The organism is Bradyrhizobium sp. LA6.8, from assembly GCF_040547935.1.
GTDB lineage: Bacteria > Pseudomonadota > Alphaproteobacteria > Rhizobiales > Xanthobacteraceae > Bradyrhizobium > Bradyrhizobium barranii.
This window is the reverse complement of sequence record NZ_JBEPQQ010000005.1, coordinates 533,525-559,878: the sequence shown is the minus strand read 5'-3', so window position 1 is coordinate 559,878 and position 26,354 is coordinate 533,525. Positions and strand designations below refer to the sequence as shown.

The 26,354-nt window shown below is 62.2% G+C and carries 25 protein-coding genes; 15 read left to right on the top strand and 10 right to left on the bottom strand.

Annotation, left to right across the window (positions count from 1 at the left end):
- Positions 1-106 precede the first annotated feature (106 nt).
- The 5 genes from ABIA90_RS26360 (at position 107) to ABIA90_RS26340 (ending at position 5,124) form a co-directional block, all read left to right on the top strand.
- Positions 107-1,024, top strand: a complete 918-nt coding sequence (locus tag ABIA90_RS26360; RefSeq protein WP_071915762.1) for a LysR family transcriptional regulator — start codon at positions 107-109, stop codon at positions 1,022-1,024.
- Positions 1,025-1,055: 31 nt separating this feature from the next.
- Positions 1,056-2,306, top strand: a complete 1,251-nt coding sequence (locus tag ABIA90_RS26355; RefSeq protein ID WP_354119593.1) for a Zn-dependent hydrolase — start codon at positions 1,056-1,058, stop codon at positions 2,304-2,306.
- A 12-nt stretch (positions 2,307-2,318) separates the two neighbouring features.
- Positions 2,319-3,230, top strand: a complete 912-nt coding sequence (locus ABIA90_RS26350; RefSeq protein ID WP_354119594.1) for an NAD(P)-dependent oxidoreductase — start codon at positions 2,319-2,321, stop codon at positions 3,228-3,230.
- Positions 3,231-3,241: 11 nt separating this feature from the next.
- On the top strand, positions 3,242-4,315 hold the full coding sequence (locus tag ABIA90_RS26345) for a malate/lactate/ureidoglycolate dehydrogenase (protein ID WP_354119595.1): 1,074 nt from the start codon (positions 3,242-3,244) through the stop codon (positions 4,313-4,315).
- Positions 4,316-4,482: 167 nt separating this feature from the next.
- Complete coding sequence (locus ABIA90_RS26340; protein WP_354119596.1) at positions 4,483-5,124, top strand: suppressor of fused domain protein; 642 nt, start codon at positions 4,483-4,485, stop codon at positions 5,122-5,124.
- Positions 5,125-5,330: 206 nt separating this feature from the next.
- On the opposite strand, the gene ABIA90_RS26335 is transcribed toward ABIA90_RS26340, so the two are convergent.
- On the bottom strand, positions 5,331-6,404 hold the full coding sequence (locus ABIA90_RS26335; protein WP_063984708.1) for a tartrate dehydrogenase: 1,074 nt from the start codon (positions 6,402-6,404) through the stop codon (positions 5,331-5,333).
- Positions 6,405-6,563: 159 nt separating this feature from the next.
- Here ABIA90_RS26335 and ABIA90_RS26330 point away from each other — a divergent pair, with 159 nt between their 5' ends.
- Both ABIA90_RS26330 and ABIA90_RS26325 read left to right on the top strand, forming a co-directional pair.
- Positions 6,564-7,340 carry an SDR family oxidoreductase gene (locus ABIA90_RS26330; protein WP_354119597.1) on the top strand — a complete coding sequence of 259 codons (777 nt, stop codon included), beginning with the start codon at positions 6,564-6,566 and terminating at the stop codon, positions 7,338-7,340.
- Between the two features lie 116 nt (positions 7,341-7,456).
- Positions 7,457-8,875 (top strand): amidase, encoded by a 1,419-nt coding sequence (locus ABIA90_RS26325; protein ID WP_354119598.1) that lies wholly within the window; start codon positions 7,457-7,459, stop codon positions 8,873-8,875.
- Positions 8,876-8,928: 53 nt separating this feature from the next.
- On the opposite strand, the gene ABIA90_RS26320 is transcribed toward ABIA90_RS26325, so the two are convergent.
- From ABIA90_RS26320 to ABIA90_RS26310, 3 genes are all read right to left on the bottom strand, one after another.
- The gene (locus ABIA90_RS26320) at positions 8,929-9,111 is read right to left on the bottom strand and encodes a hypothetical protein (protein WP_135215961.1); all 183 of its coding nucleotides are present in this window, start codon (positions 9,109-9,111) and stop codon (positions 8,929-8,931) included.
- 197 nt (positions 9,112-9,308) lie between these two features.
- Positions 9,309-10,418: an amino acid ABC transporter permease gene (locus ABIA90_RS26315; RefSeq protein ID WP_354119599.1), complete on the bottom strand. Its 1,110-nt coding sequence runs from the start codon at positions 10,416-10,418 to the stop codon at positions 9,309-9,311.
- Positions 10,419-10,420: 2 nt separating this feature from the next.
- Positions 10,421-11,608 carry an amino acid ABC transporter permease gene (locus ABIA90_RS26310; RefSeq protein ID WP_354119600.1) on the bottom strand — a complete coding sequence of 396 codons (1,188 nt, stop codon included), beginning with the start codon at positions 11,606-11,608 and terminating at the stop codon, positions 10,421-10,423.
- Positions 11,609-11,695: 87 nt separating this feature from the next.
- Here ABIA90_RS26310 and ABIA90_RS26305 point away from each other — a divergent pair, with 87 nt between their 5' ends.
- From ABIA90_RS26305 to ABIA90_RS26290, 4 genes are all read left to right on the top strand, one after another.
- Positions 11,696-12,568 carry a MurR/RpiR family transcriptional regulator gene (locus ABIA90_RS26305; RefSeq protein WP_354119601.1) on the top strand — a complete coding sequence of 291 codons (873 nt, stop codon included), beginning with the start codon at positions 11,696-11,698 and terminating at the stop codon, positions 12,566-12,568.
- A 3-nt stretch (positions 12,569-12,571) separates the two neighbouring features.
- On the top strand, positions 12,572-13,921 hold the full coding sequence (locus ABIA90_RS26300; protein WP_354119602.1) for an aspartate aminotransferase family protein: 1,350 nt from the start codon (positions 12,572-12,574) through the stop codon (positions 13,919-13,921).
- 12 nt (positions 13,922-13,933) lie between these two features.
- Positions 13,934-14,947 carry an amino acid ABC transporter substrate-binding protein gene (locus ABIA90_RS26295; protein ID WP_063984716.1) on the top strand — a complete coding sequence of 338 codons (1,014 nt, stop codon included), beginning with the start codon at positions 13,934-13,936 and terminating at the stop codon, positions 14,945-14,947.
- Positions 14,948-15,119: 172 nt separating this feature from the next.
- Positions 15,120-15,770: an aspartate/glutamate racemase family protein gene (locus ABIA90_RS26290; RefSeq protein WP_354119603.1), complete on the top strand. Its 651-nt coding sequence runs from the start codon at positions 15,120-15,122 to the stop codon at positions 15,768-15,770.
- On the opposite strand, the gene ABIA90_RS26285 is transcribed toward ABIA90_RS26290, so the two are convergent.
- Both ABIA90_RS26285 and ABIA90_RS26280 read right to left on the bottom strand, forming a co-directional pair.
- A complete protein-coding gene (locus ABIA90_RS26285) occupies positions 15,767-16,414 on the bottom strand; it encodes a TetR/AcrR family transcriptional regulator (protein ID WP_354119604.1) in 648 nt (215 codons plus the stop codon). The genes ABIA90_RS26290 and ABIA90_RS26285 overlap by 4 nt on opposite strands.
- A gap of 631 nt (positions 16,415-17,045) precedes the next feature.
- Positions 17,046-18,425, bottom strand: a complete 1,380-nt coding sequence (locus tag ABIA90_RS26280; protein WP_354119959.1) for a hypothetical protein — start codon at positions 18,423-18,425, stop codon at positions 17,046-17,048.
- Here ABIA90_RS26280 and ABIA90_RS26275 point away from each other — a divergent pair.
- Complete coding sequence (locus ABIA90_RS26275; protein WP_354119605.1) at positions 18,333-18,680, top strand: helix-turn-helix domain-containing protein; 348 nt, start codon at positions 18,333-18,335, stop codon at positions 18,678-18,680. The genes ABIA90_RS26280 and ABIA90_RS26275 overlap by 93 nt on opposite strands.
- Before the next feature lie 219 nt (positions 18,681-18,899).
- Here ABIA90_RS26275 and ABIA90_RS26270 read toward each other — a convergent pair whose 3' ends face one another.
- The 3 genes from ABIA90_RS26270 to ABIA90_RS26260 all read right to left on the bottom strand — a co-directional run bounded on the left by ABIA90_RS26270 (position 18,900) and on the right by ABIA90_RS26260 (position 21,218).
- Complete coding sequence (locus ABIA90_RS26270; protein ID WP_354119937.1) at positions 18,900-19,289, bottom strand: tetratricopeptide repeat protein; 390 nt, start codon at positions 19,287-19,289, stop codon at positions 18,900-18,902.
- Positions 19,290-19,730, bottom strand: a complete 441-nt coding sequence (locus ABIA90_RS26265) for a hypothetical protein (RefSeq protein WP_354119606.1) — start codon at positions 19,728-19,730, stop codon at positions 19,290-19,292.
- A 660-nt stretch (positions 19,731-20,390) separates the two neighbouring features.
- The gene (locus tag ABIA90_RS26260) at positions 20,391-21,218 is read right to left on the bottom strand and encodes a universal stress protein (RefSeq protein ID WP_354119607.1); all 828 of its coding nucleotides are present in this window, start codon (positions 21,216-21,218) and stop codon (positions 20,391-20,393) included.
- 276 nt (positions 21,219-21,494) lie between these two features.
- Between ABIA90_RS26260 and ABIA90_RS26255 the strand changes: the two genes are divergently transcribed.
- Positions 21,495-21,713: a site-specific integrase gene (locus ABIA90_RS26255; protein ID WP_354119608.1), complete on the top strand. Its 219-nt coding sequence runs from the start codon at positions 21,495-21,497 to the stop codon at positions 21,711-21,713.
- Positions 21,714-21,805: 92 nt separating this feature from the next.
- Positions 21,806-23,029, top strand: a complete 1,224-nt coding sequence (locus tag ABIA90_RS26250) for a mannosyltransferase family protein (RefSeq protein WP_354119609.1) — start codon at positions 21,806-21,808, stop codon at positions 23,027-23,029.
- Between the two features lie 357 nt (positions 23,030-23,386).
- Here ABIA90_RS26250 and ABIA90_RS26245 read toward each other — a convergent pair whose 3' ends face one another.
- Complete coding sequence (locus tag ABIA90_RS26245) at positions 23,387-24,961, bottom strand: winged helix-turn-helix domain-containing tetratricopeptide repeat protein (protein ID WP_354119610.1); 1,575 nt, start codon at positions 24,959-24,961, stop codon at positions 23,387-23,389.
- A 433-nt stretch (positions 24,962-25,394) separates the two neighbouring features.
- Between ABIA90_RS26245 and ABIA90_RS26240 the strand changes: the two genes are divergently transcribed.
- On the top strand, positions 25,395-25,589 hold the full coding sequence (locus ABIA90_RS26240) for a hypothetical protein (RefSeq protein ID WP_354119611.1): 195 nt from the start codon (positions 25,395-25,397) through the stop codon (positions 25,587-25,589).
- Positions 25,590-26,354: the final 765 nt, after the last annotated feature.

Genomic DNA, 26,354 nt, shown 5'->3' with positions numbered 1-26,354 from the left:
CTATAAACTCGACAAAGACAGCCAACACCAAGCATGCTATAAAGTCTAATCTTCCTTTCTAATCGATCTTGATAAATTAGATTTATCGATCGGGAAAATCCTTCTCATGCTGGACTTCAGGTCGATCGAAACCTTCCTCTGGGTTGTGAAGCTCGGCAGCTTTCGCGGCGCCGCAGCACGGCTCAATACGACCCAGCCGGCGATCTCCCAGCGCATCGCCCAGCTCGAGCGCGAGATGGGCGTGAAGCTCCTCAACCGCGATCATCGCGTTGCTTCGCCGACGCCGAGCGGCCGGCAGATGATGGTCTATGCTGAGAAGCTGATCGGCCTGAGGGCGGCGATGATCGCCGAGATCGGCGACCGCTCGGCGATGCGCGGCGTGATGCGCCTCGGCGTCGCCGAGACCATCGTGCACACCTGGCTGCCGCGGCTCGTCAAGAGCATGAACGAAGTCTATCCGAACCTGTCGCTGGAGATCGAGGTCGACATCACGCCGAACCTCACTGCGCGCCTGCTCGCGCAGGAGATCGAGCTTGCCTTCGTGGTGGGGCCGCTGTCGGCCTCGGGCGTCCACAATCGCGTGCTCGCGGATTATCCGATCGGCTTTCTCGCAAGCCCCTCGCTCGGGCTCGGCGACGGCCCGGTGACGCGCGCCGACCTCGCGCGGTTTCCGATCATCACCTTCCCGCGCAAGACCAGGCCCTACGAGGTCGTGCGCGAAGTCTTCGACCGGCCGGAGCTGCCGCCGATCCGGCTGCATGCGTCCGCATCGCTGGCAACGGTCATCCATATGGCGGTCGAAGGGCTCGGCATCGCCGTGATCCCCGACGCCATCGTCGAGAACGAGCTCGCCGACGGGCGGTTGCAACTGCTCGAAACCGATCTCGCCATAGCGCCGCTGACATTCACGGCGAGCTGGCTCGCCTCGCCCGACGTCGTCGCGGTGGAGCGCGTCGCCGAGCTCGCACGGCAGATTGCGCAGAGCAGCCTCGCGGTTGACGAGTCCGCGCCGGCGCGTCATTGAAAAAGCGCCGGACAACCGAGAGACCGACCGCATGAGCCGAGCCGCCACCAATCTGCAAATCGATTCCGCCCGCCTCTGGGGCTCCATCCACGAGACCGCCCAGTTCGGCGGAACGGCCAAGGGCGGTGTGCGGCGGCTGACGCTAAGCAGCGAAGACAAGCAGGTGCGCGACTGGTTCCGCAAGGCTTGCGAGGACGCCGGCCTCGAGGTGCACACCGATGCGCTCGGCTCACAGTTCGGCCTGCGCAAGGGCCGTGACATGTCGAAGCTGCCCGTCGGCATCGGCTCGCATCTCGACACCCAGCCGACCGGTGGCAAGTATGACGGCATTCTGGGGACGCTCGGCGCGCTGGAAGTGATCCGCACGCTGAACGACGCAGGCATCGAAACCGAAGCGCCGATCTGCGTCGTCAACTGGACCAACGAGGAAGGCTCGCGCTTCGCACCGGCGATGATGGCCTCCGCCGCTTACGTCGGCGATTTCACCACCGATGACATCCTGTCGCGTAAGGATATCGACGGCACGACCGTCAGCCAGGCGCTCGACAGCATCGGCTATCGCGGCGACAAGCCGGTCGGCTTCCAGAAGCTCGGCTGCTTCGTCGAGCTGCACATCGAGCAGGGTCCGATCCTCGAGGCCGAAGGCAAGACCATCGGCGTGGTCGATTCCGGCCAGGGCGTGCTCTGGTACGACGGCAAGATTTCCGGCTTCGAGAGCCATGCCGGATCGACGCCGATGCCGCTGCGGCGCGATGCGCTCGCGACGCTCTCCGAAATCGTGCTGGCGATGGAGGCCATTGCCAAGAAGCATGGGCCCAAGGCGGTCGGCACCATCGGCGAGGCCGTGATCGCAAATCCCTCGCGCAACGTCATTCCCGGCGAGATCGCCTTCACCATGGATTGCCGCAGCGCGGATGGCGCCATCATGGACGCGCTTGATCGCGATTTGCGCGCCGCCATTGCCGAGATCGCCACGCGCCGCAAGGTCGAGGTCAAGATCGACCTGGTCTGGCGCAAGCCGCCGACGCATTTCGATCCCAAGCTGATCGCGGCGGTCGAGAACGCGGCGAAGACGCTCGGCTATTCCTCCCGTCGCATCACCTCCGGCGCCGGCCACGATGCCTGCAACCTAAACACCGTCATGCCGGCGGCGATGGTGTTCGTGCCCTGCAAGGACGGCATCAGCCACAACGAGCTGGAAGACGCCACGCAGCCCGACTGCGCCGCGGGCACCAACGTGCTGATGCATACCGTGCTGGCGATCGCCGGCGTCGCGTCCTGATCGGAGAGAGCCATGCGCGGAGTTTTCGTCGACGCCAACGAAGCCCTCGCCGTGATCATGGAGCGGCTGGAGAAGCCCGGCGACCCCAAGGTGCGGATCCACAGGGATCCCGACATCAAGCCCGAGCAATATCCTGAAGTTCTCGATGGCGCCGAGATCGCCATCGTCGACCACACAGCGCTGCCGACCGAGGTCGCGAAGAAATGCGCGGGGCTGAAGCACGTCGTGTTCCTCGGCACCGGCGCGCGCAGCTACATGAATCCGGAAGAGCTCGCCGAGCTCGGCATCTCCGTGCACCTGATCAAGGGCTATGGCGACACCGCCGTCGCCGAATCCGCGATCGCGCTGATGTGGGCCTCCGCCCGCGTCATCGCGATGATGGACCGCGAGATGCGCGTCGGCAATTGGCTGCGCGAGGACGGCATGCAGCTCACCGGCAAGACGCTCGGCCTGATCGGCTTCGGCGGCATCGCCGCGGAAGTCGCACGCATTGCGGTCGGCTCAGGCATGAAGGTGATCGCCTGGAACCGGTCGCCAAAGAGCCATCCGGGCGTCGAGTTCACCGATCTCGACACGCTGTTGGCGAGAAGCGACGTCGTGTCGCTGCATCTGCTGCTCAACGACGAGACGCGCGGCATGATCACGCGCGACAAGATTTCTGCGATGAAGCCCGGTGTCATCCTGATCAACACCGCGCGTGCCGCGGTCGTCGACGAGCAGGCGATGATCGACGCGCTGAAGTCCGGCCACATCCGCCATGCCGGCCTCGACGTCTTCAACATCGAGCCCCTGCCCGGCGATCATCCGCTGACAAAACTGCCGAACGTGACGCTGTCGGCGCATTCGGCCTTCCGCACGCCGGAAGCGAGCGAGAACCTGATTGAAGCGGCATGGGTCCATTGCCGCCGGATCGTGAAGGGATAAAAGCAACAACAATGGCCGACTATCGCACCATCAAGGCAGAGCCGCTCACCAACGTCGTCCGTGCCATCGTCAAGGCGGGCGGGTCTACGGACCGCGAAGCCGAGCTCGTGGCCACCAACCTCGTCGAGGCCAATCTTAGAGGACATGACTCGCACGGCGTCGGCATGATCCCGCGCTACGTCCAGAGCGTCACCACGGGCGGCCTCGCCGTGAACCAGCACGTCAAGATCGTGCTCGACACCGGTCCGCTTCTCACGCTCGACGGCCTCACCGGCTATGGCCAGGTGATTGGCCATGAAGCGATGGAGCTGGCGGCAGAGCGCGCCAAGCGCAACGGCGTGTGTCTCGTCGGCCTCTCCAACTCGCACCACATCGGCCGCATCGGCCATTGGGCCGAGCAGTGCATCGACCACGGGCTGGTCTCGATCCACTTCGTCAACGTGATCTCGCGCCCGATCGTGGCGCCGTGGGGCGGCAGCGATGCGCGCCACGGCACCAACCCGTTCTGCGTCGGCATCCCGCGCAGGGGCAAGGACCCGATCGTGCTCGACTTCGCCACCAGCAGGATCGCGCAGGGCAAGACCCGCGTCGCCCACAACAAGGGCGTCGAACTCGAGCCCGGCACCATTATCGACAACGAAGGCAAGCCGACCACCAACCCGCGCTACACCGTGATCCCGCCGCACGGCGCCATCCTGCCGTTCGGCGAGCATAAGGGCTCCGGCCTCGCACTGGTGTGCGAAATCCTCGGCGGCGCACTGTCCGGCGGGCAGGTGGTCAAGGGCCCGTCCGACGGCAAGTACAACGTCCTCAACGGCATGCTCTCGATCGTCATCGACCCGAACAAGCTCGGCACCGGCGACAACCTTGCGAGCGAGGTCGAGAGTTTTGTTGCCTGGCACACCGGCTCGCCGCCCGCTCCCGGCGTCGACAAGGTGAAGATCGCTGGCGATCCCGAGCGCGAGACCAAGAAGAAGCGTCTGGCCGAAGGCATTCCGGTCGACCCGACCACGTGGCAGGAAATCCTGGAGGCCGGGACGAAGTTCGGACTGGATCAGGCGGCGATCGAGAAGATCGCGGGGTAGTCGGGAACGAAGCGCATCGCTGAGAATAGCCCGGCGAAGTGCACTATCGCGCAACGAGGTCTGGACTAAAGCGAAGCATCACCGCACTCGTGGAGCGGATTTGAACCGGCCCGCGTCGTCTCACGACAACGCGGATATCCCGGTCCACATCCGCCCCCGAGGTTCACATGTTCTCCCGTCTTGCAAAGCTCATGTCCGGCTCGAGCGAGCCGTTACCCGAAACCGACGTCTACCGGCATCGGCTCGCGATCTATGAAAGCGAGCTTGGCGAGCCCGAGCACAGCTTCACCGACAGCGCGGAGCGCCGCATCGACATCCACGCCTTTGGCCGCGATTTCGTGCCGGTGTGCGAAGAGGGATCTGACGAAGGTTATGTGCTTCTGACCAACGGCATGAGCGAACAGCGAATGCCGGGGGTGCATGGCGACGCAAAGCCACGTGCCGAGCTGATGTGGTATGTCCGGGAGCCGACAGAGGAGGTTTGCGCCAATCTGCGCTGGCTCGCCAATCTGCCGTTCATCGACACGACCTGGTTCGGTTTTGGTCATCGCGTTGCGCTGCCGTGTCCGCCGGTTGCAGGAACGGACTTCCAGACGTTCCTGTTTCTCACACCGATCATCGGCCCCGATAAGCAGATCGCCGAGGCGCTGGAGATCGCGAGCGATCCCGTGGAGATCCTGACCGTGAACCTGATCTCGCATCAGGAGCTCGGGCTGATCAAGTCCAGGGGACTCGATCCGTTTCTCGATCTACTCGACGAGAATGACTATCCGCCGATCTTCGATCCGGCGCGGAAGTCTTACGTATAAAGCGCGCCCAAAACACCGCTGCCCCTTCCCTTCTCCCCTTGTCTTGTGGGAGAAGGTGGCGCGAAGCGCCGGATGAGGGGTTCTATCCGCGAAGAAAAAATTCTCGGACGAGAGGCCCGTCTCTGCGGAGACAGACCCCTCACCCGTCTCGCCGCTACGCGGCGAGCCACCCTCTCCCACAAGGGGAGAGGGGAAGATCTGCCGCCTTAATCCACCATATCCGCAACCGCCTTGCCGCAGGCGGTCGTGTCGGCGTTGCCGCCGAGGTCCTTGGTGCGCAGCGTGCGTTCGGCGAGCGTGCGCTCGATCGCATCGACGATCGACTTGCCGGCTTCCTTCTCGCCGAGGTGCTCGAGCATCATCGCGCCGGACCAGATCGCGCCGATCGGGTTGGCGATGCCCTGCCCCGCAATGTCGGGCGCCGAGCCGTGCACCGGCTCGAACACCGAGGGGAAATCGCCCTCGGGATTGATGTTGCCTGATGGCGCGATGCCGATGGTGCCGGTGCAGGCCGGGCCGAGATCGGAGAGGATGTCGCCGAACAGATTCGAGCCGACCACGACGTCGAACCAGTCCGGATGCAGCACGAAGTTCGCGGTCAGAATGTCGATGTGGTACTTGTCCCACTTCACGCCCGGGAATTTCTTGGCCATCGCCTCCACGCGCTCGTCCCAATAGGGCATGGTGATGGAGATGCCATTGGATTTCGTCGCCGAGGTCAGGTGCTTCTTCGGCCGCGACTGCGCGAGCTCGAAAGCGAATTTCAGGATGCGGTCGACGCCGATGCGGGTCATCACCGTCTGCTGCGTGACGAACTCGCGGTCGGTGTCCGGGAACATGCGGCCGCCGACGGAGGAATATTCACCTTCGGTGTTCTCGCGCACCACCCAGAAATCGATGTCGCCGGGCTTGCGGTTCGCCAGCGGCGACGGCACGCCGGGCATCAGCCGCACCGGGCGCAAATTCACATACTGGTCGAACTCGCGGCGAAACTTGATCAGCGACCCCCACAGCGAGACGTGATCCGGAATCTTGGCCGGCCAGCCGACGGCGCCGAAATAGATCGCGTCATGCTTGCCGATCTTTTCCTTCCAGTCGTCGGGCATCATCTGGCCGTGCTTCTCGTAATAGTCCCAGGACGAGAAGTCGAAATGGTCGAAATGCAGGGACACCCCGTGCTTCTTCGCCGCCGCCTCCAGAACGCGCAGGCCCTCTGGCATCACTTCCTTGCCGATGCCGTCGCCGGGAATGACTGCAATCCGGTATTGTTTCTTGCTCATCGAGAACGTCCTTGGTTGGTCCGGCAGCCGCCGCCTTTTTGACCGCACTGCAATGGACCAAACTCGGCAGCAGTGCAACGCTGCACTGCAATGTTGACCATGGCGCGGCCGAGCGCCTACTGATTTTATCCTGATATTCCCACCGAGTGAGTACCCTTCATGGATCTGCATCTGCGTGGCAAGCGCGTCCTGATCACGGGCGCGTCCAAAGGCATTGGCGCAGCCGCCGCCGAGGCGTTTGCCGAGGAAGGCGCAAACCTCCTGCTCGCCGCCCGCAGCGGCGACCAGCTCAAGGCGCTGGCGGACCGCCTGCGCTCCGCGCACCAGATCGATGCCGCAACGAGCATCGTGGACCTGCGCAAGGCCGAGGATTTGGCGCGGCTCGCGACGGAAGCCGCCGATATCGACGTGCTCGTCAACAATGCCGGCGACATCCCCGGTGGCTCGATCGACAAGATCGACGAGGCGACCTGGCGGCACGCCTGGGAATTGAAAGTGTTCGGCTACATCAACCTGACGCGGCAGATCTACGCGCAGATGAAGGCGAAGGGCGGCGGCGTCATCGTCAATGACATCGGCGCGGCCGGCGAAAAATTCGACGCCAATTACATCTGCGGCAGCGCCGGTAACGCCGCATTGATGGCCTTCACCCGCGCGCTCGGCGGCAAGAGCCTCGCTGACAACATCCGCGTGGTCGGCATCAATCCCGGCCCGGTCGGCACTGATCGCCACGTCACCCTGCTCAAGACGCGGGCAAAGCACCAGTTCGGCGATGAGAGCCGTTACAAGGAATTCCAGAAGAGCCTGCCACTCGGGCGCCCCGCGCATGCGCGCGAGATCGGCGATCTCATGGCGTTCCTGGCGTCTGATCGCGCCGGATATACGTCGGGGGTCATCTATACCGTGGATGGCGGCATCAGCGCGGGCTGGGGTTAACTCTATCCGCGTCATTGCGAGCGCAGCGAAGCAATCCAGACTGCCATCTCAGGCACATTTCTGGATTACTTCGCTGCGCTCGCAACGACGATTGAATAAGCACAGGAGTAAAGTAATTGTCTCAAGACCTGATCCGCGATACGGCCTGCGCCGTCGTCGACAAGCTGCGCTCCGGCGACGTCTCGCCGCTCGAGCTTCTGGATGTGCTGGAGAAGCGCATCGGTGAGGTCGACGGCAAGGTCAACGCGCTGCCGACGCTATGCTTCGATCGCGCGCGGGACAACGCCAAGGCGCTGATGCAGAAGCCGGCCGGAGCCCGCGGGCTGCTCGCGGGCCTGCCGGTACCGATCAAGGACCTGACCGATGTCGCGGGCGTGCTGAACACACAGGGTTCGCCGATCTTCAGGGACAATGTGCCTAAGCAGTCCGATCTCATGGTCGAGAACCTCGAAGGCAATGGCGCGGTCGTCTACGCCAAGTCGAACACACCGGAATTCGGCGCCGGCGCCAACACCTTCAACGAAGTGTTCGGCGCGACGCTCAATCCCTGGGATACGACGAAGTCTGCGGCCGGCTCCTCCGGCGGCGCTGCGGTGGCACTTGCCACCGGCATGGCCTGGCTCGCCCAGGGCTCCGACATGGGCGGCAGCTTGCGCAGCCCCGCGGCGTTCTGCGGCGTGGTCGGCATGCGGCCCAGCATCGGCCGCGTCGCACACACGCCCAAATCGGCGATCGACCGCAATCTCGGCGTGGTGGGGCCGATGGCGCGCAACGTCGAGGATCTTGCGCTGCTGTTAGATGCCATGAGCGGCGACTATGCGGACGACCCGCTCTCGCTGCCCGCACCTGCGACCTCGTTCCTGTCGGCGGCGCAGTCGGGCAAGAAGCCGAAGCGCATCGCCTATTCGCCCGATCTCGGCATCACGCCGGTCGATCCCGAGGTCAAGGCGATCACACGCAAGGCCGCTGAACGCTTTGCGGAGGCTGGCGCGATCGTGGAGGAAGCGCATCCGGACTGGCGCGAGGCGCATGAAAGCTTCCACGTCCTGCGCGCCTTCGATTTCGCGATCACCAAGGCCAATCTGCTGCGGACCAAGCGCGATCTCCTGAAGCCCGAGGTGATCTGGAACATCGAGGAAGGCCTCAAGCTCACCGTCGAGCAGCTCGCGCGCGCCGAGGCGCAGCGCGTCGGCATGACTGCGCGCGCGATCGAGTTCTTCAAAAACTACGACCTTCTGTTGACGCCAACCACGATCGTACCGCCCTTCCCGATCGAGCACCGCTATGTCGCCGAATGCGCCGGCAAGAAGTTCGAGAACTATGTCGAATGGCTCGGCATCGTCTACGCCATCACGCTCGCCTGCTGCCCGTCGCTGTCGCTGCCCTGCGGCTTTACGGCGTCGGGCCTACCGATCGGTGTGCAGGTCGTCGGCGCCCCGCGCGCGGATGCGCAGGTGATCGCCGGCGCGAAGGTGTTGGAGGATATTCTGGGTCTGCGCGGCTCCACGCCGATCGATCCCAAGGTGAAGGCCTGACGCGGGCCGCACGGCGGAGGCTTGGCCGTCCCCCGCCGTGCGCCGGTCAGACCTTAGTCGTTCGCTTTCGGCCCGCCGTGATACCGATGCGCATCGTATCCGGCCTCATCCGTTGGAGCGGCGAAGGCGAAGGAGTTCGGATGCGTTTCCGACATCTGGGCGGTGGCCGCCGAAGCCATGTGCGAGTGATTCATTGCCTCGTGGGCAGAGGCGGCGGAGCAAAGCGCGACCAGCATGGCCGACGCTGCGAGAACTGATTTCATCATGATGTGACGTGCCTCTTGTGAGTGCCACCAGCAAATTGCAGATGGATCTCGCCGCGTAGGATTGCCAGTTTGAATCCAGGCACGCGATATAGGCGCGACATAAGCATTTCGCGCTCCAGTATAGGCTTCCAGCGCTTCTGGCTCGCTCCCGCGGCGGGGAAAGCCGCTCACCTCGAGGCGGTATTCGCCTCCAGGCCGCGACTGTACCGCGACATCGCAAAGCAAAACACAAAGTAGATCGCGGCAACGAAGATGTAGACCTCGACCGAGAATTGCTGCCAGGCGGGATCGATGATCGCGGTCTTGGCCGTCGTCAGCAGGTCAAAGATGCCGATGATCAGGACCAGGCTGGTGTCCTTGAAGAAAGCGATGAAGGTGTTGACCAGCGGCGGGATGACGTGGCGGATCGCCTGCGGCAGGACGATCAGGCGATGCTTGCGCCAGTAAGACAGCCCCAGCGCCTCGGCGGCCTCATATTGCCCGCGCGGCACGGCCTGGAGGCCGCCACGGATGACTTCAGCGAGGTAGGCGCCCGCGAACAGGATGATGGCGATCTGCGCGCGCAGCAGCTTGTCGATGTTGAATCCGCTCGGCATGAACAGCGGAAACATCACGCTGGCCATGAACAACAGACTCACCAATGGCACGCCGCGGATCAGCTCGACATAGAGCACCGAGAGCGAGCGGATCGCCGGCAGCTTTGAGCGCCGGCCGAGCGCGACCAGGATGCCGAGCGGGAAACCAAAGGCCAATCCAAACGTCGCCAGGATCAGTGTCACCGGCAATCCGCCCCAACGGTCCTGCGAGACGAAGGAGAGGCCGAACACGCCGCCCCACATCAGTACGCTGATCAGCGCCAGCGCGCCGATCCAGATATAGGCCAGCTCGCGCCGCCACAGGGCGCGGCGGGTGGAGAGATAGAACAGCGCGATGAACAGCACGACCGACAGCGCCGGCCGCCACTGCTCGTCGAACGGATAGGTGCCGAACAGGATGAAGCGATATTTTTCGGGGATGATCGCCCAGCAGGCACCGAGGCCGCGTGCGGCGCGGCAGGCGCTGGAGTCGTTTGCCGGCGTCAGCCAGACCGCGTTCGCGATGCCCCACTGCACGAAGCTGAAGATACCCTTGGCGAGGATCGCCAGCAGCACCACCGAAAGAATGGCGTTGGGAATCGACGAGAACAAGTTGGTGCGCAGCCAGCGCAGCACCGGGTTGCCTATCTGCGGTCGGCGGGCAGCGCGCGGGGCGTCCGGAATGTCGGTGATCGCCGTCATGATCAGCGCTCCACCAGCGCGATGCGCGAATTGTACCAGTTCATGAAGAAGCTGATGCCGAGGCTGATGGTCAGGAACACCGCCATGATCAGCGCGATCGCCTCGATCGCCTGCCCGGTCTGGTTCAGCGTGGTATTGGCGACAGACACTACGTCCTGGTAACCGATCGCGACCGCGAGCGAGGAGTTCTTGGTCAGGTTGAGATACTGGCTCGTCATCGGCGGCACGATGACGCGCAGCGCCTGCGGCAGGATGATCTGCCGCAGCATGAAGCTGCGGCGCAAGCCGAGCGCATTGGCGGCATCCCACTGTCCGCGCGGCACGGACTGGATGCCGCTGCGCACGATCTCGGCGATGAAGGCCGAGGTGTAGGTCACGAGCGCGATCAGCAGCGCGAAATATTCCGGCGCGAGCGTCAGCCCGCCGACGAAGTTGAAGCCGCGCAGCTCCGGCCATTCGATCTTCCAGGACACACCAAGCGCCACGGACATTGCCGCCGGCAGCGCGACGGTGAGGCCAACCGCAAAGGGCCACGCCGGCCGCGGCTTGCCGTCGCGCATCTGCTGCGCGATCAGCCATCGCCTGATGAGATAAAACACGGCAAGCCCGAGCACGGCTGTACCAAGCACCCAGAGCTGCGGCGAGCCGACCGGAATCGCCGGCAGGATCAGGCCGCGATTGGACAGAAACACGCCCTCGACCGGCCGCCAGGCCGCGCGCGCGGCCGGCAGCGCCTGCATCAACACGTACCAGAACAAGAGCTGAAGCAGCAGCGGGATGTCGCGGAGCGTTTCGACATAGACGGCGGCGAGCCGCGACAACAGCCAGTTGGCGGAGAGACGCGAAATGCCGATCAGCGTTCCCAGGATCGTCGCGAGCACGATGCCGATCACGGCGACGCGCAAGGTGTTGGCGATGCCGACGACGAAGGCCCACAGGTACGTGTCTCTCGGATTATAAGAGAGCAGGCTGTCGGCGATCGGCATGCCGGCTTCGCGGCCGAGGAAAGCGAAGCCGGTGGTGATGCGGCGGGCCGAGAGATTGGTGACGGTGTTGGACCAGAGGAAGGCGACAACCCCAAGCACGATTCCGACGACGAGCACCTGCCAGAACAGGCCTTGCAGCTCTCGGCGGCCAAATCCGCCGAAGAAGCGACGGCGGGGCGGCGGTCTTGGACTGTCTGAAGTCACAGCACAAAAATCCTTCTGGCGAGCAACGATTTCCGGCGGCGCACGTCAACTGTTGCACCAATCTAAAAAGCGTGCAACAAATGTTTCATGGCCGAGCCCGCGAAATCCTCGCCCTTGAGCGAACTGCGCATTGCGTTGCCATCGCTCCCCCTGCGCCTGCAGGAGGTCGGCCGCTTCGTTGCCGCCAATGACTACGACGCCACCACCCGTTCGATGCGCGATCTCGCCGCCGAAGCCGGCGCCGACCCGGCCGCATTCACGCGGCTTGCCAAGGCCATCGGCTATTCCGGCTGGGACCAATTGCGCGCGGCGCTCACCGAAGCGCGGCGGCCGTCGCAGATCTCACCTTTCTCCGGCCGCGCCAAGAGCCGCCGTCACGGCCCGCACGCCGATGTCGCGCTCGTCACCGACAAGCTCGAGGCCGAGGGCGCCGGCCTTCTGCGCATTCCGGCCCAGCCGATTGCGGATGCCGCCCGCGCGCTGCACGACGCCAAGCGGATCTGGATTGCCGGTTACCGAAGCTGCCGGAGCGTCGCGGAGCTCTTGAACTACGAGCTCCGGCTGTTCCGTCCCGAACAGGTGCAACTCGTCGGTGCATCCGGCCCCGACGATCTCGATCTCGGCGCCTTTCGTCCCGGCGAAGCCGTCATCGTCATCGGCTTCCTGCCCTACACGCATGCGAGCGTCCGTGTTGCGCAGGCCGCCCATCGTGCCGGCGCAGCGCTGATCGCGATCGCGGACAGCCTCTCGGCGCCGATGGCCGAGGGCACCGACCACGTGCTGCTGTTCGAGGCGGCCTCGTCCCCCGGCTTCTTCCCGAGTCTCACGGGCGCCATCGCGATTGCGCAATCGCTCGCGGCGGTCACATTCTCGCTCGGCGGGACGGCCGCGAAGAAGCGCCTGGAAACCACCGAGGCGCGGCTCGCCGCGGCCTCCACATACGTTTCAGAGAAAGGTTGACCCATGGCCGCTCGCACCAGCCGCGTGCTGCACCGTTCGTTACGCGAAACGCCGCCCAAGGCGATCGGCGGCGAAGGCGTCTATCTCTTCGCCGAGGACGGGCGGCGCGTGATCGACGCCTCCGGCGGCGCAGCCGTCTCCTGCCTCGGCCATCAGCATCCGCGCGTGATCGCGGCGATGGCAAAACAAGCCTCGACGCTGGCCTATGCGCACACCGCCTTCTTCTCCTCCGAGCCGGCCGAGGCGCTGGCCGAGACGCTGGTCGGGCATGAACCCGGCGGTCTCGCCTACGCCTATTTCGTCAGCGGCGGATCGGAGGCGATCGAGGCCAGCATCAAGCTGGCGCGGCAATATTTCATCGAGCGCGGCGAGCCGCAGCGGCAGCACTTCATCGCGCGGCGGCAGAGCTATCACGGCAACACGCTCGGCGCGCTCGCCGCCGGTGGCAATGCCTGGCGGCGCGCGCCCTATGCGCCCCTGCTGTCCGGTGCCTTCAGCCATGTGACGCCGGCCTTCGCCTATCACGAGAAGCACGAGGGCGAATCCGATGCGCAGTTCGTGGCGCGACTGGCCACGGAGCTCGAAGGCGAATTTCAGCGGCTTGGCCCCGACACCGTCGCCGCGTTCCTCGCCGAGCCCGTTGTCGGTGCCACCGCCGGTGCGGTGACGGCACCGGACGGCTACTTCAAGGCGGTGCGCGAGATCTGCGACCGGCATGGCGCCCTCGTCATCCTCGACGAAGTCATGAGCGGCATGGGCCGCACCGGCACGTCGCACGCCTGGGAGCAGGAGGGCGTCGCTCCTGATATCCAGGCGATCGCAAAGGGCCTCGGCGGCGGCTACCAGCCGATCGGCGCGATGCTCGCGAGCGGCAAGATCATCGACACCATCCGCTCGGGCTCCGGCGCGTTCCAGCACGGCCACACCTATCTGGCGCATCCCCTCGCCTGCGCAGCCGCGCTCGCGGTGCAGGATGTGATCCGCGAGGACCGCCTGCTCGACCGCGTCAAGGAGCGCGGCAAGCAACTCGAGCAGCGCCTGACCGAGCGCTTCGGCAATCACCGCCATATCGGCGACATCAGGGGCCGCGGCCTGTTCTGGGCGATCGAGCTCGTCGCCGATCGCGCCGGCCGCACCTCGTTCGACCCCGCGCTCAAGCTGAACCAGAAGATCAAGGCGGAAGCCTTCGCCAACGGGCTCGGCTGCTATCCCGGTGGCGGTACCGTGGACGGCGTCCGTGGCGACCATGTGCTGCTGGCGCCGCCGTATATCGCTTCGGCTGCCGAGATCGATCTGATCGTCGACAAGCTCGGCACCGCCGTCGACAACGTGTTGCGTAGTGTCAATCACTGAGGGGAGAGTCATATGATGAGGAAAGTGGTTATCGTAGCCGGCATGCTTGCGGCATCGACGGTTGCCGCGTCGGCGGCGACGCTCGACACGGTGAAGAGCCGCGGCACGCTGATCTGCGGCGTCAGCGCCGGCTTTGCCGGTTTCTCCGCGCCGGACTCGCAGGGCAATTACAAGGGTCTCGACGTCGATTATTGCCGCGCGCTCGCGGCCGGCGTGCTCGGCGACGCCAGCAAGGTGCGCTACGTCTCGCTGACCGCGCAGAATCGCTTCACCGCGCTGCAATCGGGCGAGATCGACGTACTCTACCGCAACTCGACGCAGACCTATCTGCGCGGCGTGACGCTGGGCCTCCGCCAGGGGCCGGTCAACTTCTATGACGGCCAGGGCTTTGTCGTGAAGAAGGACCTCGGCGTGAAGGAGATCAAGGATTTGAAGGGTGCGACTGTCTGCGTCGCGCAGGGCACCACGCATGAGGTCACGCTCGGCGATTACGGCCGCGCCAACGGCATCGACTGGAAGCCGCTGGTGTTCGACCGCGTCGACACCATGTACCAGACCTTCTTCGGCGGCCGCTGCGATGCCATGACCCAGGACGCCTCCGCGCTCGCCGGCGCGGTCACGACCGCGGCGCCGAATCCGGCCGACTACGTCGTGCTGCCGCAAACCATCAGCAAGGAGCCGCTCGGGCCGTTCACCCGCAACGGTGACGAAGTCTGGAGCGACATCATCACCTGGTTGCATTACGGCCTGATCGAGGCCGAGGAACTCGGTGTCACGCAAGGCAATGTCGACGAGATGGCGAAGTCACAGACGCCGGCGGTCCAGCGCCTGCTGGGTGCCTCCGGCGACCTCGGCTCGCGGCTCGGTCTCGACAACAAATGGCTGGTGACGGTGATCAAGGCCACCGGCAATTACGGCGAGATCTACGAGCGCAATGTCGGCAAGGCGAGTCCGCTCAAGCTCGACCGCGGCCTCAACGGCCTCTGGAGCAAGGGCGGCTTGATGTACGCGGTGCCGTTCAAGTAAGTGTCTTCCGTGTCCCGGACGCGCCGCAGCGTTCCCGGCGATGCGAAGCATCGTCCGGTACGCTGCTGCGCAGAGCCGGGACCCAGCGGCCACAATGGGCTCCGGCTCTGCAGCGCAATACTTTGCATTGCGCTGCGTCCGGGGCGCGAGACCTGTCAGGTAATCACCTCAAATGACGACGCCCCCACGCATCGCCCTGATCCACGCCCTCAAGCATTCCATCGCGCCGATCGAGGCTGCGTTCGCGAAGGCGTGGCCAGAGGCGCGGCTGATGAACCTGCTCGACGACAGCCTGTCGGCGGATCTGGCCCGCGACGGCGTGCTCAACGATGCCATGACCGAGCGCTTCCTCGCGCTCGGTGATTATGCGGCAGCGACCGGGGCGAACGGAATCCTGTTCACCTGCTCGGCCTTCGGCCCCTGCATCGAGGCCGTCGCGCGCGCACATGCGCCGATGCCCGTGCTGAAGCCGAACGAAGCGATGATCGAGCAGGCCGTGACCATGGGCAAGCGCATTGGCCTGCTCTCGACCTTCCCGCCGACACTGGCCTCGATGCCGCCGGAATTTCCGGCCTCCGCCCAGGTCGTGCCGAAACTCGCCGAGGGCGCGCTGGCGGCGCTCGATCGCGGCGATCGCGCCACGCACGACAGGCTGATTGTCGAGGCTTCAAAGGACTTACGCGATTGCGACGTCATTGCGCTTGCGCAATTCAGCATCGCGGCAACCGCGCCGCTGGTCGCCGAGGCCACCGGCCGCCCGGTCGTGACGACCCCGGACAGCGCGGTCGACAAGCTGATGAGGCTGCTGAAAGCGAAGGCCTAGGCGCCGACCTTTTTCCGACGTCGCGCATCCTTGATCGCAGCAGCAAGCGCGGCCTTCGTTTCGTTCACAAAGTCCTCGACCAGTTCCTCGCGCGTGGCATGCGCGGCCTCGCCGGTGAACAGGCCCTGCTCGGCCAGCATCACGACGCCATGCAACGCCGCCCAGATCTTGAGCGCTTGCCGCTCGCGCAAGAAGCCGACCGCCGGCGCCTCGAGGGCTTCGATCACCAGCGCAAAAGTCTCGCGCGTGGCGTCGTGCAGCTCGCTGCCCTTCGCCGCGCATGACACGGTGCGGGAAGCGAACATCAGGCGATAGATGCCGTTGCGGCGCAGACCGAAATCGAGCGTCGCCTGCGCCAGCCGCGACAGTTTCGATTGCTTCGACGGCTTCGCCATCGCCTCGCGCAGAAGTGCACTGAGCTGCCGGAACGCCTCCGCCGTCACCGCCGTTAGCAGCGCATCACGGTCGGCAAAATGCCGATACGGCGCCGGCTGCGAGACGCCGAGCTGTTTGGCAAGCGCCTTGATGCTGATCGCCTCGGCGCCGCCCTGCTCCGCCTCGCGCAGCGCGGCCTTGATCAAGGCGTCACGGAGATCGCCATGGTGGTAAGTATTCTCCGGCTTACGGACGAGTTGTGAACGCATGTTACGTCAAGCCTATATGGACTGTCATGCGAATGCTGCGATTACGACGTTAACGAATCCAACAGCTTACGCCAGCCGTTCAAATTATGAATGCGAGACTTGTAAGCCATTAGCTGCGAAAGCACGGCGTTCGTCTAGCAAAATTTGCGAAAAATATTCTCACTCCGCCCCAAGCGACGATGCCGCGATCGAAAGGCTCGCACCAAGATCTCCTTGCCCAGCGATTTAAATCAAAGATCGCCGCCAAGCGGGGCTCCGTGTATGACGCGCCGATGGCCACGAAGGCTGTGCGCTTGACCGTGATCGCGACGCCGCTCGCAAGGACCTCTGCCGTCTCTGGACGACGCCATCCATGCCTCGCTGCTGACAATTCCGCGCTTGACGAGGTCGTCCTTACACCGCAGCCTGCGGGATCAGCCGACTGCCGAGGCCGATGGTGACAAACGAACCAAGCGGCGTTCAAGACGAAACCGCACCACGAGGGCCGCCCGGGCTCCTCTTTTAACGAACGCTTTTACAATCGACCACAGCATCACTCTGCGGTCGATTACCTAACCTTGATCCAAATGGAGCAAAAGCCGCTCAACTCGTCCACTTTTACTGGGGGAGAAAGTACAGGCGGGAAGCAGTCCTATTTCTGTCCCCTTTGGCCTACCGCCCGCGACTTCGTCGAACCCAATCTGCGGAACTTCCTATCAAGAAGTGCCGTCGCGCGGCCACGGAGCCAAAATCTGAATTGGCCAAGTCCGTCAATCCGAGCAGAGCTTGCCGATAGTTCCATGAAGATTTTTCTCTTCGTTACAGAATAGGCCGCAGCAAGCTCACCTGAACTAACGTATCTTCGACCAAAAGCGGCGAGCTCATTTCTTGTAAACATCCGTCGCCCGCGATTCTTCGGACTTGGAGTGAACCGCAAAAGGCTGCCTCGCACCACCGCCCGGAAACTACATCCGCTCAGACCGACGAATTGAGCGGCTTGTTCTACAGTATAAAAGCCAGCCAGCACTTCCGGGAATAGCCTTCTTAGGTCATCCTTAACCACCCAAAATCTTCGCAGGCCTCGTCTGGCACTCCCCTTCTTGTTCAGCGACATCTTGCCGGCAAGTGCATATTCTATCACGTCTGTAAGCTTGGCTGAGCTGATGCATGACGTTTGACAAATCTCGACTCTGGCACAACCTGACTTCATGGGAATCGTGATCTCTGCCAACCTGCTCAAAAGGTGCTCGATTGAGGCAGCGCAGAGCCAAGACCTCCCGCGATGGGGCAGCGTCTCGATGTAGCCGCCTTCAATCAACGCCGCGATAGCCGGGTAACCGACCCGAAGCAACTTCTTTACAGAGCGTGCAGGAAGGAGCCCATGTGCAACCCGATAGTCAGCTTCAGTCATTTGCGCATCGCGGCTGTCCGTATATTTCTTAAAATGGTCGCGCTCGACGAAACGCCTCGTTTTACCCAACAGTGGCGCGGCGACTATATTTATGGCGCCTTCCCTCCCGGCACGTTTCGCCTTGTGCCTCGAAAATCCCAACTCCCGCGCCGCTCGCTGGAGCGTCATCCAGCGCGACGGCTCTCCGGTTATGACGAAACGAGAGTCGAGAGCCAGCGGCATTCGGGTCTCTGCATAGCAAGCCAGCTCGTGTTTGAAGACCCGCAAAATCTCTGGTGAAATACGAGTGTGCCCATATAGCAACGCTCTGTAGATAAACGGCAGTTCCTTCTCGATATAGCTTTTTCCTGAAGTCGGATACTTGATATTTGCGAAGCGTGTCGAACGAACGCGCTCCAGATAATCATGGTATCCCGCCGGCCAATCGGATAGCGCGACCTCCGTAATAGCTAGACGCTCCCGCACGACATCCGCGCTCGGTGAATCGTTCTTCACGCGAAGCAACGGTCTGCTCAGGATAAATATGAGTTGCACAATATCCAGCAGCGAAGCGCTACGGAAACACCGGGGCAACCCGGAAAGCTGCTCTCGCCAGCGCCTCGCGGCCACGTCTCCCAACACGCCGACGATCCTTGCAATACCTGCCGCAGTGGGACCGCCCACACATTCACTAACCGTCGTCTGAAGGCCGAAGGAACAAACTTCCGAGACCTCCTCAACGAGGCACGTTTCTCTGTTTCGCGCCAATTGCTCGCAGGGACGAAGATGGATGTCATCGGTATTTCTCTTGCGCTCGGCTATTCCGAACCAAGCAGTTTTACACACGCGTTTCAGAGATGGTCGGGGATGACGCCAAGCGAATGGCGCAAGCAGTGAAAGCTTGTTCTGCTATGGGCTACCTGCGTTATATTAGCCGCCCCCGCCCGATGTCGGCTCCGGATCAAAAGGCGAAGAACTCAGCGTGAGCAAATCTCGTCCGCTACGCCCCACTAAGCTGACCTCAGTGAGGGGTGTCGCCACTTCGCTGATGGGCCAAAACCGGACTCATGCGCCGCAGCAGAGTGCCACCATTCGATCACCTCATTGGATGGAGAGCTATTCGGGCAACCCCGCTTTCCGAAGGCCCTCAGTCAACAGCTTCGAGTTTGATTTCCCACCCCGAGCGATCCATCCGGATATCGTGAAGGCGGGATCGAGCTCAAGCACGCGCGCCGCCGCCTGACGCGCCTCAGCGTCACGACCGAGATGGGCGAAAGCGGACGCGAGACAGCGGTAAGCTGGTAAATGGGAGGGGTTCTGACGTTGGGCTTTCTTCCCTGCGACGATGGCTTCGTCAAAGCGACCAAGCTCAATAAGGGCCATTCCAATGCCTTCAAACGTCAAGTGTGCTACCGGGCTCAACCGGATGGCCCGTTCAAAGCTGCGGACCGCTTCTTCTGGTAGCCCCGCAACTCTATAGACGTGGCCTCTGTTGTGCCATGTGATCTACGAATTTGGGTTGAGCGCGACCGCCCGGTCAGCCATTTCGATCTCGGCTTCACTATCGCCGACCATGAACGACGAGATTACGGAAGCGATCGCTAACACATCCGGATCACCATCATCGATGCTCAATGCCAAGCGAAAAAGCCGAACTGCTCCCTTGCGGTCGAACTGGGGATCGATGCTATAGCCCAAAAGGACGCTGACCATTTGACAGATACCCGCCAAAGCCGCGACAGCGCCGAACCGAGGGTCGAGCTCCAAGGCGCGATGGGCCAGCCTCATCGCCTCGGCAATCCCTTCTCGTGTCGCTAGGTAGTACTGCTGCAAGTGGGCCATCAGCTTGAGGTGGGCGCTGAGGTTCCTGGGCGGGTATGGCGCGATCTCATAGTAGTGCCGCACGCCAGCTTCCGCCGCGAACGGTTTGAGGACGCTGGAATGCAAAATCGCCTCCGGCTGGACTTTACGTAGGCCTTCAGCCCATTTGAAACGATTGCCGAACCACCCTGGTTCGCGCTCGTCGTGCTTTGGCCCGAGAGGATCCGACTTGAGCTTCAGATATCACTCGTCGACCTTGATACCGTAACCGTCCGAGGTTGTCCCGTCCGTCAGGTTCGTTCCTTGCTGCGTGGACGATCCATTCGAGCGCGATATCCGAGAGGCGGGCCTCGTTTTCCGGGTATCCTCTTCCGTCGTTCACGGCGCCGGAAACGGCCGGAGGTTATCCACGCGACGCGAAGGCCGACCCAACGAGACCCTATGTGATGTGGCCTGGCACGCAATACGAGTATTTGATGCTGCCGGCCCGCTGATCTCGCGATCCTGCATCCGCGCCAGTACGGTTCTGTGCGGGGCGCGCGCGATGAAACGCGCGTCCCCTATCGATCCTGCTGCGCCGCATGAGTCCGCTTGTGGCCCTTCGCGACATATTGCAGCGCCACGCAATCTCGGTTGCGAACGAGGCGTCGCAGAAGTTGACGGACAGCCGTCATTGCAGAACACGACGCTTGAGACCCGAAGTCGCGGTCCCGGATGGTCCGGGCTGCCCATTCACAGCCGTGTCCCACATCGAGCTTCGCCCTTGCTCGGCCCGAGACGAGCGTTTCAATGCGACATTATCACCCAGCAAGGTGGCCGCCCGATGATAGTCTTGGTCGCGCCGCCCCAGACCCATTCGCTCAACCGATAATGACCGTAGGCCCCCATGACCAAGAGATCCGCGCCTCTAACTTTGACCTCCGCCTCGAGTATCTTTCCGACGGAACTGCCATCAATCCGCACCGTTTCGAAGCTTGCGCTAATGCCATGTTCGGCCAGATGGCGGACCACTGCCGCACCCGACTGCTGCTCCGCCAGGGTGTTGCCGTCGGTCGCTGTGATGATCTGCACATCGCGAGCACGGCGCAGCATCGACAGGGCATCGCCAACGACTCTTGCAGCCGGCGCGCTATGGTCCCAGGCAACGATAACCCGGTCGAAGTTGACAGGCAGCTCAGCGGCGAATTCTTCCGGGCACAACAGAATCGGTCGACCTGATTGAAAAATCAATCCCTCGATGACCCTTTCCGCTTGGTCATCGTCCGGCTTGACCGGAACAATCGACAAATCCTTCGGGCGCGCGCATACCGCAAGGTGTTTCGGGGCATCCCCCGCTCTCAAATGCGCAACCCTCTGTACGTTGCGTACCCCGACCTCGGCGACGACCGCATCGAACGCTTTCAATAAGCCTTGCGCATCCGTAGCGCTTCTGACCTCGTCGGGGAAATCGGCCGAGATCATGACTTGCGGCCGAACAGAGACATCCTCTTCGACAGCCAGCGCAGTGATCTCGGCGTCGAAACTCGCCGCCACATTAACGCATTTCGCGATCGCTGCAATTAATCTTGGGCTTGGGTTCCCAATGAGCGGCAAAAGCATATCCTTGATAGCCATTAACGCTTCTCCGAGAATAGCCGTATTCTAGCTGATCCCAATGTCGCCTATTTGACGCAGGTCAACCCTTGCCCGACTTCGTGTATATGGTCGCGTGCGGCGAAGTCCATGCCAGCAATCGGCGCGATTTTTGAGCGCCGCCTACACAAAATCAGAACTTCACTGGGTAGTGCGAGGCGCTGACCGCACTGGAGCTACCAGTATCTATCGAGAGTCTGCAGCCCGCTCGGCCTCAAGCCGTTCACGCCGCACGACCTGCGCCGGACGGCCGCGACTTTGGCAGGCGATCTCGGCTTCGACGACGCGTGGATCGCGAAGTGTCTCGATCATGCCGCGAGCAAGAAGGCCGAGGTCGTCGTGCCGAACGTCACCGGCAAGGTCTACAACCATTCGAAGCGGATGAAGGAGAAGCGCGCTGTGCTTGATGGCGTCGCAGCCGAGCTGCGGCGGATCACCGGTAACTCTTCTGATACTGCGCTCCGTCTCGTCGCCTGACCGATGACGGTAGCGATGTCCGCTTCACTGCTAGAAACGGACATCACCACCGATCTCTTGCACGTCCGCTACGGGCCAAAACCGGAAGTGGAATGGCTTTCGATACATCTAGGGCGATTGATCTTAGGCCTGTACCAAGCGACAGTATGGACATGGAGATGCAGTGTCCGAACTGGAAAAGTCATTCTTGGCTTCCCTATTGTTGGGCCATCTTGATATTTTCTTGTTCGCGGGTGGTGGTCGCGCTCGGGCTGGTATTCTCTCAAAAATATCTGGCCATCGGGAGGGCCGATGTCTGGTCTGCGGGACCGATCTGGTACCACCAATTGTTACAATGGGACTCGGAATGGTATTTCAAGATCGTCACAGAAGGCTATCGGTATAACGGCGATCCGACTATTCAACAGAATATCGTGTTTTACCCGCTGTATCCCATGCTCGCACGGGGCCTGACAACGATTAGCGGCCTCACGCCTGCGGATGCTTTGCTGTTGGTATCGAATGTCGCAGGATTGTTTGCTATCGTCGTTCTTTTCAAGCTGGTTCGCGAGGAATCTGGTGTTCAACTCGCTCTCGCCACCATCGCGCTGTTCAGCTTTTTTCCGGCTTCGGTTTTGCTATCGGCCGGGTATACCGAATCCTTAGCACTGCTTCTGATCGTTTCGTTTTTTCTTGTTTTAAAACGAAAACATTATTTGTCGGCAGCGCTGCTCGCAGGCTTGGCACTTACCGACCGATCAACGGGCATTGTATTATTGCCGGTCCTTCTCTGGGAGATGTGGCGCAATCGCAATGAGAAGCCATTCCTTGTTGCCCTCTTGCCATGCATCCTTCTCGCGACATCGGGTATCTGGCTGTTCATGATTTATCTCTGGAGCTCTTTCGGGGCTCCGTTTGCATTTTCAGATGGGCAGACGGCTTTCCATCAAGGAACGACCTTGGCTACACGATTGATTGCAGCACTCAAATTTGAACCCTTCACCCGAATGATGCTCAATGACTGGAATCCATGGGGGCAAGCCAGCTGGTTTACATTGTTGTTCCTTGTCCTGATTGTTGTGGGTTGGTCTCGACTGCCTTCAACTTGGACAGTGTTTGCCATGGGTGTGCTGTTGTTGCCATATCTAACACTCAGCGGTGGGCCGGCAGGCTTCGTCTCAATGAGCCGATTTAATCTCCTCTCATTTCCACTTTTTGTAGTGCTGGCTGATTTGGGATTGCGAGCGAAGTGGCTTTTTGCAGGAGTGATAGGACTTTTCGGTGCGTCTTTGCTCATGAACGCCGCCCTGTTTGCTCGAAGAATTTGGATCGGTTGATCGCTACAAGGCGCTCACGGCGACATCTCCCTAGCCGCAGCGACCAGTTTCACACTGCGTACCCCGCAATAGATCGTTCAGATCTAACGTCCGCTCCGGGTCATAAGCCGTCGACGACGACTACGGAGGGCGACTGCCGCTTTAGTCCCGATAGCGGACATAGTGAGTGCCCTACCCCATGCGGCAACAGCCCCTTCGAAGAAGATGGGTCACCGTCCGCGATTCGAGAGTGAAACATTTTGCCGCGGGCGTGGCGGAAGTACTGATAACTGCGGCAGGTAAGCCGACACTACAATGGTCTCAGCCTTGTTCGGCTAAGGGCCAACAGCGGAAGTTGCACCGCCGATCCCGCGACAGTCATTCCGGTAGCCCCGCTTTCCTCAGCGCTTCTTCATACTGCGCAAGGTCTTCGAGGCCCCGATGAGGCACCAGATCTCGTATGCTGGAAACACGGAGCGCCGGTTCGAGTTGTCGTAGCTGGGCTATCGCCTTTTGTGCCTGCGCTAGACGTCCAGCCATCGCATTACTAGCGGCGACTACACGCAACGCAGCTCGAAAGTCCGGATCGTTCTGCAACGCCTTTGCCGCCCACGATGCCGCTTCGTCGTAGCGACCGAGGAGGAAATGAGCATATGCGGTACCGGTAAGTATACCGACCACACGCGGGTCCAGCGGGTTGAGGCGCATGGCGTGTGCGAAACTTTCAATCGCCGCTTTCGGCTCGCCGAGCCAGACGTTTATCCAGCCACCGCAGAACCATGCCTCGGCCAAATTGGGGTTGAGCGCAAGCGCGCGATCGATCAAGGCGGCGGCTTGCTCAAAGTCGCGAACGACATACACTAACGCCCATCCGCTAGCAGCAAGCGCGATCGCATCATCCTTGCCCGACTCGACGGCACGCCTGGCGAGCCTCTTCACCTCGGCGATGTCATCCGCTGTTTCGCGAATCCAGCCGATGCCCCTGCCATAGGCGTAGCAAGAGGCGGCATGGCCGTACGCGGCCGCAAACTCCGGGTCGAGTTCGGTCGCGCGGTTGAACAGGCGTAATGCCTCCTCATTCGCTTGCCGGCTTTCGAACTGATAAAGCTTGGCTAATCCGCGTAAATATAGGGCGTAGGCGTCGACACTCTCGGTCGGCTTGCGTTTCGCACGCTCGATCTCGGCCCTTTCCACCGCCGGCGCGATCGCCCCAACAACGCTTTCGGTCACCCGGTCCTGCAAATCAAAGATATCGCTGAGCCCGCCGTCAAACCGGTCGGCCCACAGATGGACGCCCGAGGAGGCATCGGCGAGCTGTCCTGTGATGCGCACGCGGCTCGAAACCTTGCGAACGCTGCCTTCCAGCACATAGCGTACACCAAGCTCGCGCCCGACCTGCTTGACGTCGACGGTTCGCCCCTTGTAGACGAAACACGAGTTGCGGGCGATCACGAACAGCTCTTTGAAGCGGGACAGGGCCGTGATGATGTCCTCGGCCATTCCGTCGGCAAAGTAGTCCTGCTCCGGATCGGAGCTCAGGTTGGTGAATGGGAGAACGGCCACTGATGGTTTGTCGGGGAGCGGGAGCGCAGGGACGACCCCTTTCACGTTGGCACCGCTGACTGACCCGTCCGCGGACTTTTCTGCTTCCCGTACGGCACCGATGAAACGAAAACCCTTACGCGGAAGTGTCTTGATAAGGCGCTGCGCCTCGCCGGAATCGCCAATCGCGCTCCGCGCGGCATTCAGGCGCGTCGTAAGTGCGGCATCGGACACGACGCGGCCGCTCCAGATGGCCTCGATGAGCTCGGCTTTACTGACAACGTGCTCCCTATTGTGGATCAGGTATTCGAGCAGGTCGAACACCTGTGGTGCGATTGAGACGACGTCCGCCCCGCGATGCAGCTCGCGCCGGTCCGTGTCCAATACGCAATCCTCGAAGAGATAGCGCAAGGTGCCAATCCCCTTGAACGAGGGCCCCGATACCGAGTAGCGCTTTGGTCCCGCTGGAAATCGCAAGAATAATCTACCGGTGAGGAAAATGTAAGCTGCGGGTCATGTCTGTCCGCCGATCTCTCCGGCACTGCTGATTTTCGCGAGCATGGTGGCTCTGATTGCCGCATAGATTTCTGGCGCAGTAACACCGCCCGCGGAATGTGTGCGGGGACGAAGTGCCGCCAACCGCGGACATCGCTGCACTTCGCATTTGTGCCAAAGGCGGAAGTGATCCCGACTCGCGGCGTCGCGAAGCGGCGATTGTGCGACACATCGAGAATGGCTCTGTTAAGCCACTTCCCTGCTTAAAGGGAGTGGCCGCCGCGCCGGCCCCTCCCCATTTTGGCTACGGGGGGCGAGCCACGTCCTCGTGTGCCATCGGAGACGCGCAATGACCATAAGAACCTTTTGCACGCTCGCCGCCGCCATCTTTGCCCTGATCGCGCTTTTGCAGTTGATCCGGATTGTGATGGGCTGGTCCGTCACCTTGGATGGCGTCGATGTGCCGTTCTGGGTGAGCTGGATTGCCGTCACCGTGGCGGGCGCGTTGAGCTTCGTCGGCTTCCGCGCCGCCATGCGCAGCTAAAGGCTGGCGGAGCCCACCCGGGGCCGATCTGTCGCCGGGCAGCGGAGCCACTTCCCCACTCGCGGACATCGAGCCGTCGTGCTCTACCGCGATAGCGGTTTAGTGCATTTCGCGTCAGTTTGGCATACCTGCATCCATGTCCGGTCTTCCCCGTACAGCCGACGCCGAAGTGATGGGTACGCTTCGACGCTAAGGGCCAATATCGGAAGTAACGGACACGAAGTTGCGGCGTAGGCAGAGGCAGCGTTCAATCCGACAGACGAGGAATGCGACGTATGGATGCGAGCGCGATGGGATGTGAGGCAAAGGCGTTACAGCCTTGCTTGCCGAACGGGCGCGATGCCCCATGACTTAAGGCAGCGCCGCCAATGCATTTCTGAGTTACACCGGCCGTTTTAGCCACCAGACCGTATCAAATACGGATCCAAGGACCCAGCTAATCGGTCCGCCACTTGTATGGCGCCCGGCGTGGACTGCTTTTCGCGATGAAGCGAGCCGACGGAATTCACGACCAGCCCACTGCAAGCAAGAACAGCTATCGCAATCGCAGCGAGATATTTGGTCCTCATGACGATGGTCCCCTTTTTCGCCCCATGAACTAACCGGGCACTCTCAGAAATGGTTCCCGAATGCTGCGGCCCAATGTTTTCGGCCGCATCGGAAGTTGCTTCCATGGCGCCAGCGACTAGCCGCTCGGGCCGGTTCCTCCTTCGGAATGGAACATCGCGGTCGCGATCAGAAATCAAGGAACGTAATGGTCCGCCA

Excerpts from the sequence above, each read along its gene's own strand:
- ABIA90_RS26360 (WP_071915762.1), top strand. The coding sequence starts at position 107 with ATGCTGGACTTCAGGTCGATCGAAACCTTCCTCTGGGTTGTGAAGCTC.
- ABIA90_RS26355 (WP_354119593.1), top strand. The coding sequence starts at position 1,056 with ATGAGCCGAGCCGCCACCAATCTGCAAATCGATTCCGCCCGCCTCTGG.
- ABIA90_RS26350 (WP_354119594.1), top strand. The coding sequence starts at position 2,319 with ATGCGCGGAGTTTTCGTCGACGCCAACGAAGCCCTCGCCGTGATCATG.
- ABIA90_RS26345 (WP_354119595.1), top strand. The coding sequence starts at position 3,242 with ATGGCCGACTATCGCACCATCAAGGCAGAGCCGCTCACCAACGTCGTC.
- ABIA90_RS26340 (WP_354119596.1), top strand. The coding sequence starts at position 4,483 with ATGTTCTCCCGTCTTGCAAAGCTCATGTCCGGCTCGAGCGAGCCGTTA.
- ABIA90_RS26335 (WP_063984708.1), bottom strand. The coding sequence starts at position 6,404 with ATGAGCAAGAAACAATACCGGATTGCAGTCATTCCCGGCGACGGCATC.
- ABIA90_RS26330 (WP_354119597.1), top strand. The coding sequence starts at position 6,564 with ATGGATCTGCATCTGCGTGGCAAGCGCGTCCTGATCACGGGCGCGTCC.
- ABIA90_RS26320 (WP_135215961.1), bottom strand. The coding sequence starts at position 9,111 with ATGCTGGTCGCGCTTTGCTCCGCCGCCTCTGCCCACGAGGCAATGAAT.
- ABIA90_RS26315 (WP_354119599.1), bottom strand. The coding sequence starts at position 10,418 with ATGACGGCGATCACCGACATTCCGGACGCCCCGCGCGCTGCCCGCCGA.
- ABIA90_RS26305 (WP_354119601.1), top strand. The coding sequence starts at position 11,696 with ATGGCCGAGCCCGCGAAATCCTCGCCCTTGAGCGAACTGCGCATTGCG.
- ABIA90_RS26300 (WP_354119602.1), top strand. The coding sequence starts at position 12,572 with ATGGCCGCTCGCACCAGCCGCGTGCTGCACCGTTCGTTACGCGAAACG.
- ABIA90_RS26295 (WP_063984716.1), top strand. The coding sequence starts at position 13,934 with ATGATGAGGAAAGTGGTTATCGTAGCCGGCATGCTTGCGGCATCGACG.
- ABIA90_RS26290 (WP_354119603.1), top strand. The coding sequence starts at position 15,120 with ATGACGACGCCCCCACGCATCGCCCTGATCCACGCCCTCAAGCATTCC.
- ABIA90_RS26285 (WP_354119604.1), bottom strand. The coding sequence starts at position 16,414 with ATGCGTTCACAACTCGTCCGTAAGCCGGAGAATACTTACCACCATGGC.
- ABIA90_RS26260 (WP_354119607.1), bottom strand. The coding sequence starts at position 21,218 with ATGGCTATCAAGGATATGCTTTTGCCGCTCATTGGGAACCCAAGCCCA.
- ABIA90_RS26250 (WP_354119609.1), top strand. The coding sequence starts at position 21,806 with ATGGCTTTCGATACATCTAGGGCGATTGATCTTAGGCCTGTACCAAGC.
- ABIA90_RS26240 (WP_354119611.1), top strand. The coding sequence starts at position 25,395 with ATGACCATAAGAACCTTTTGCACGCTCGCCGCCGCCATCTTTGCCCTG.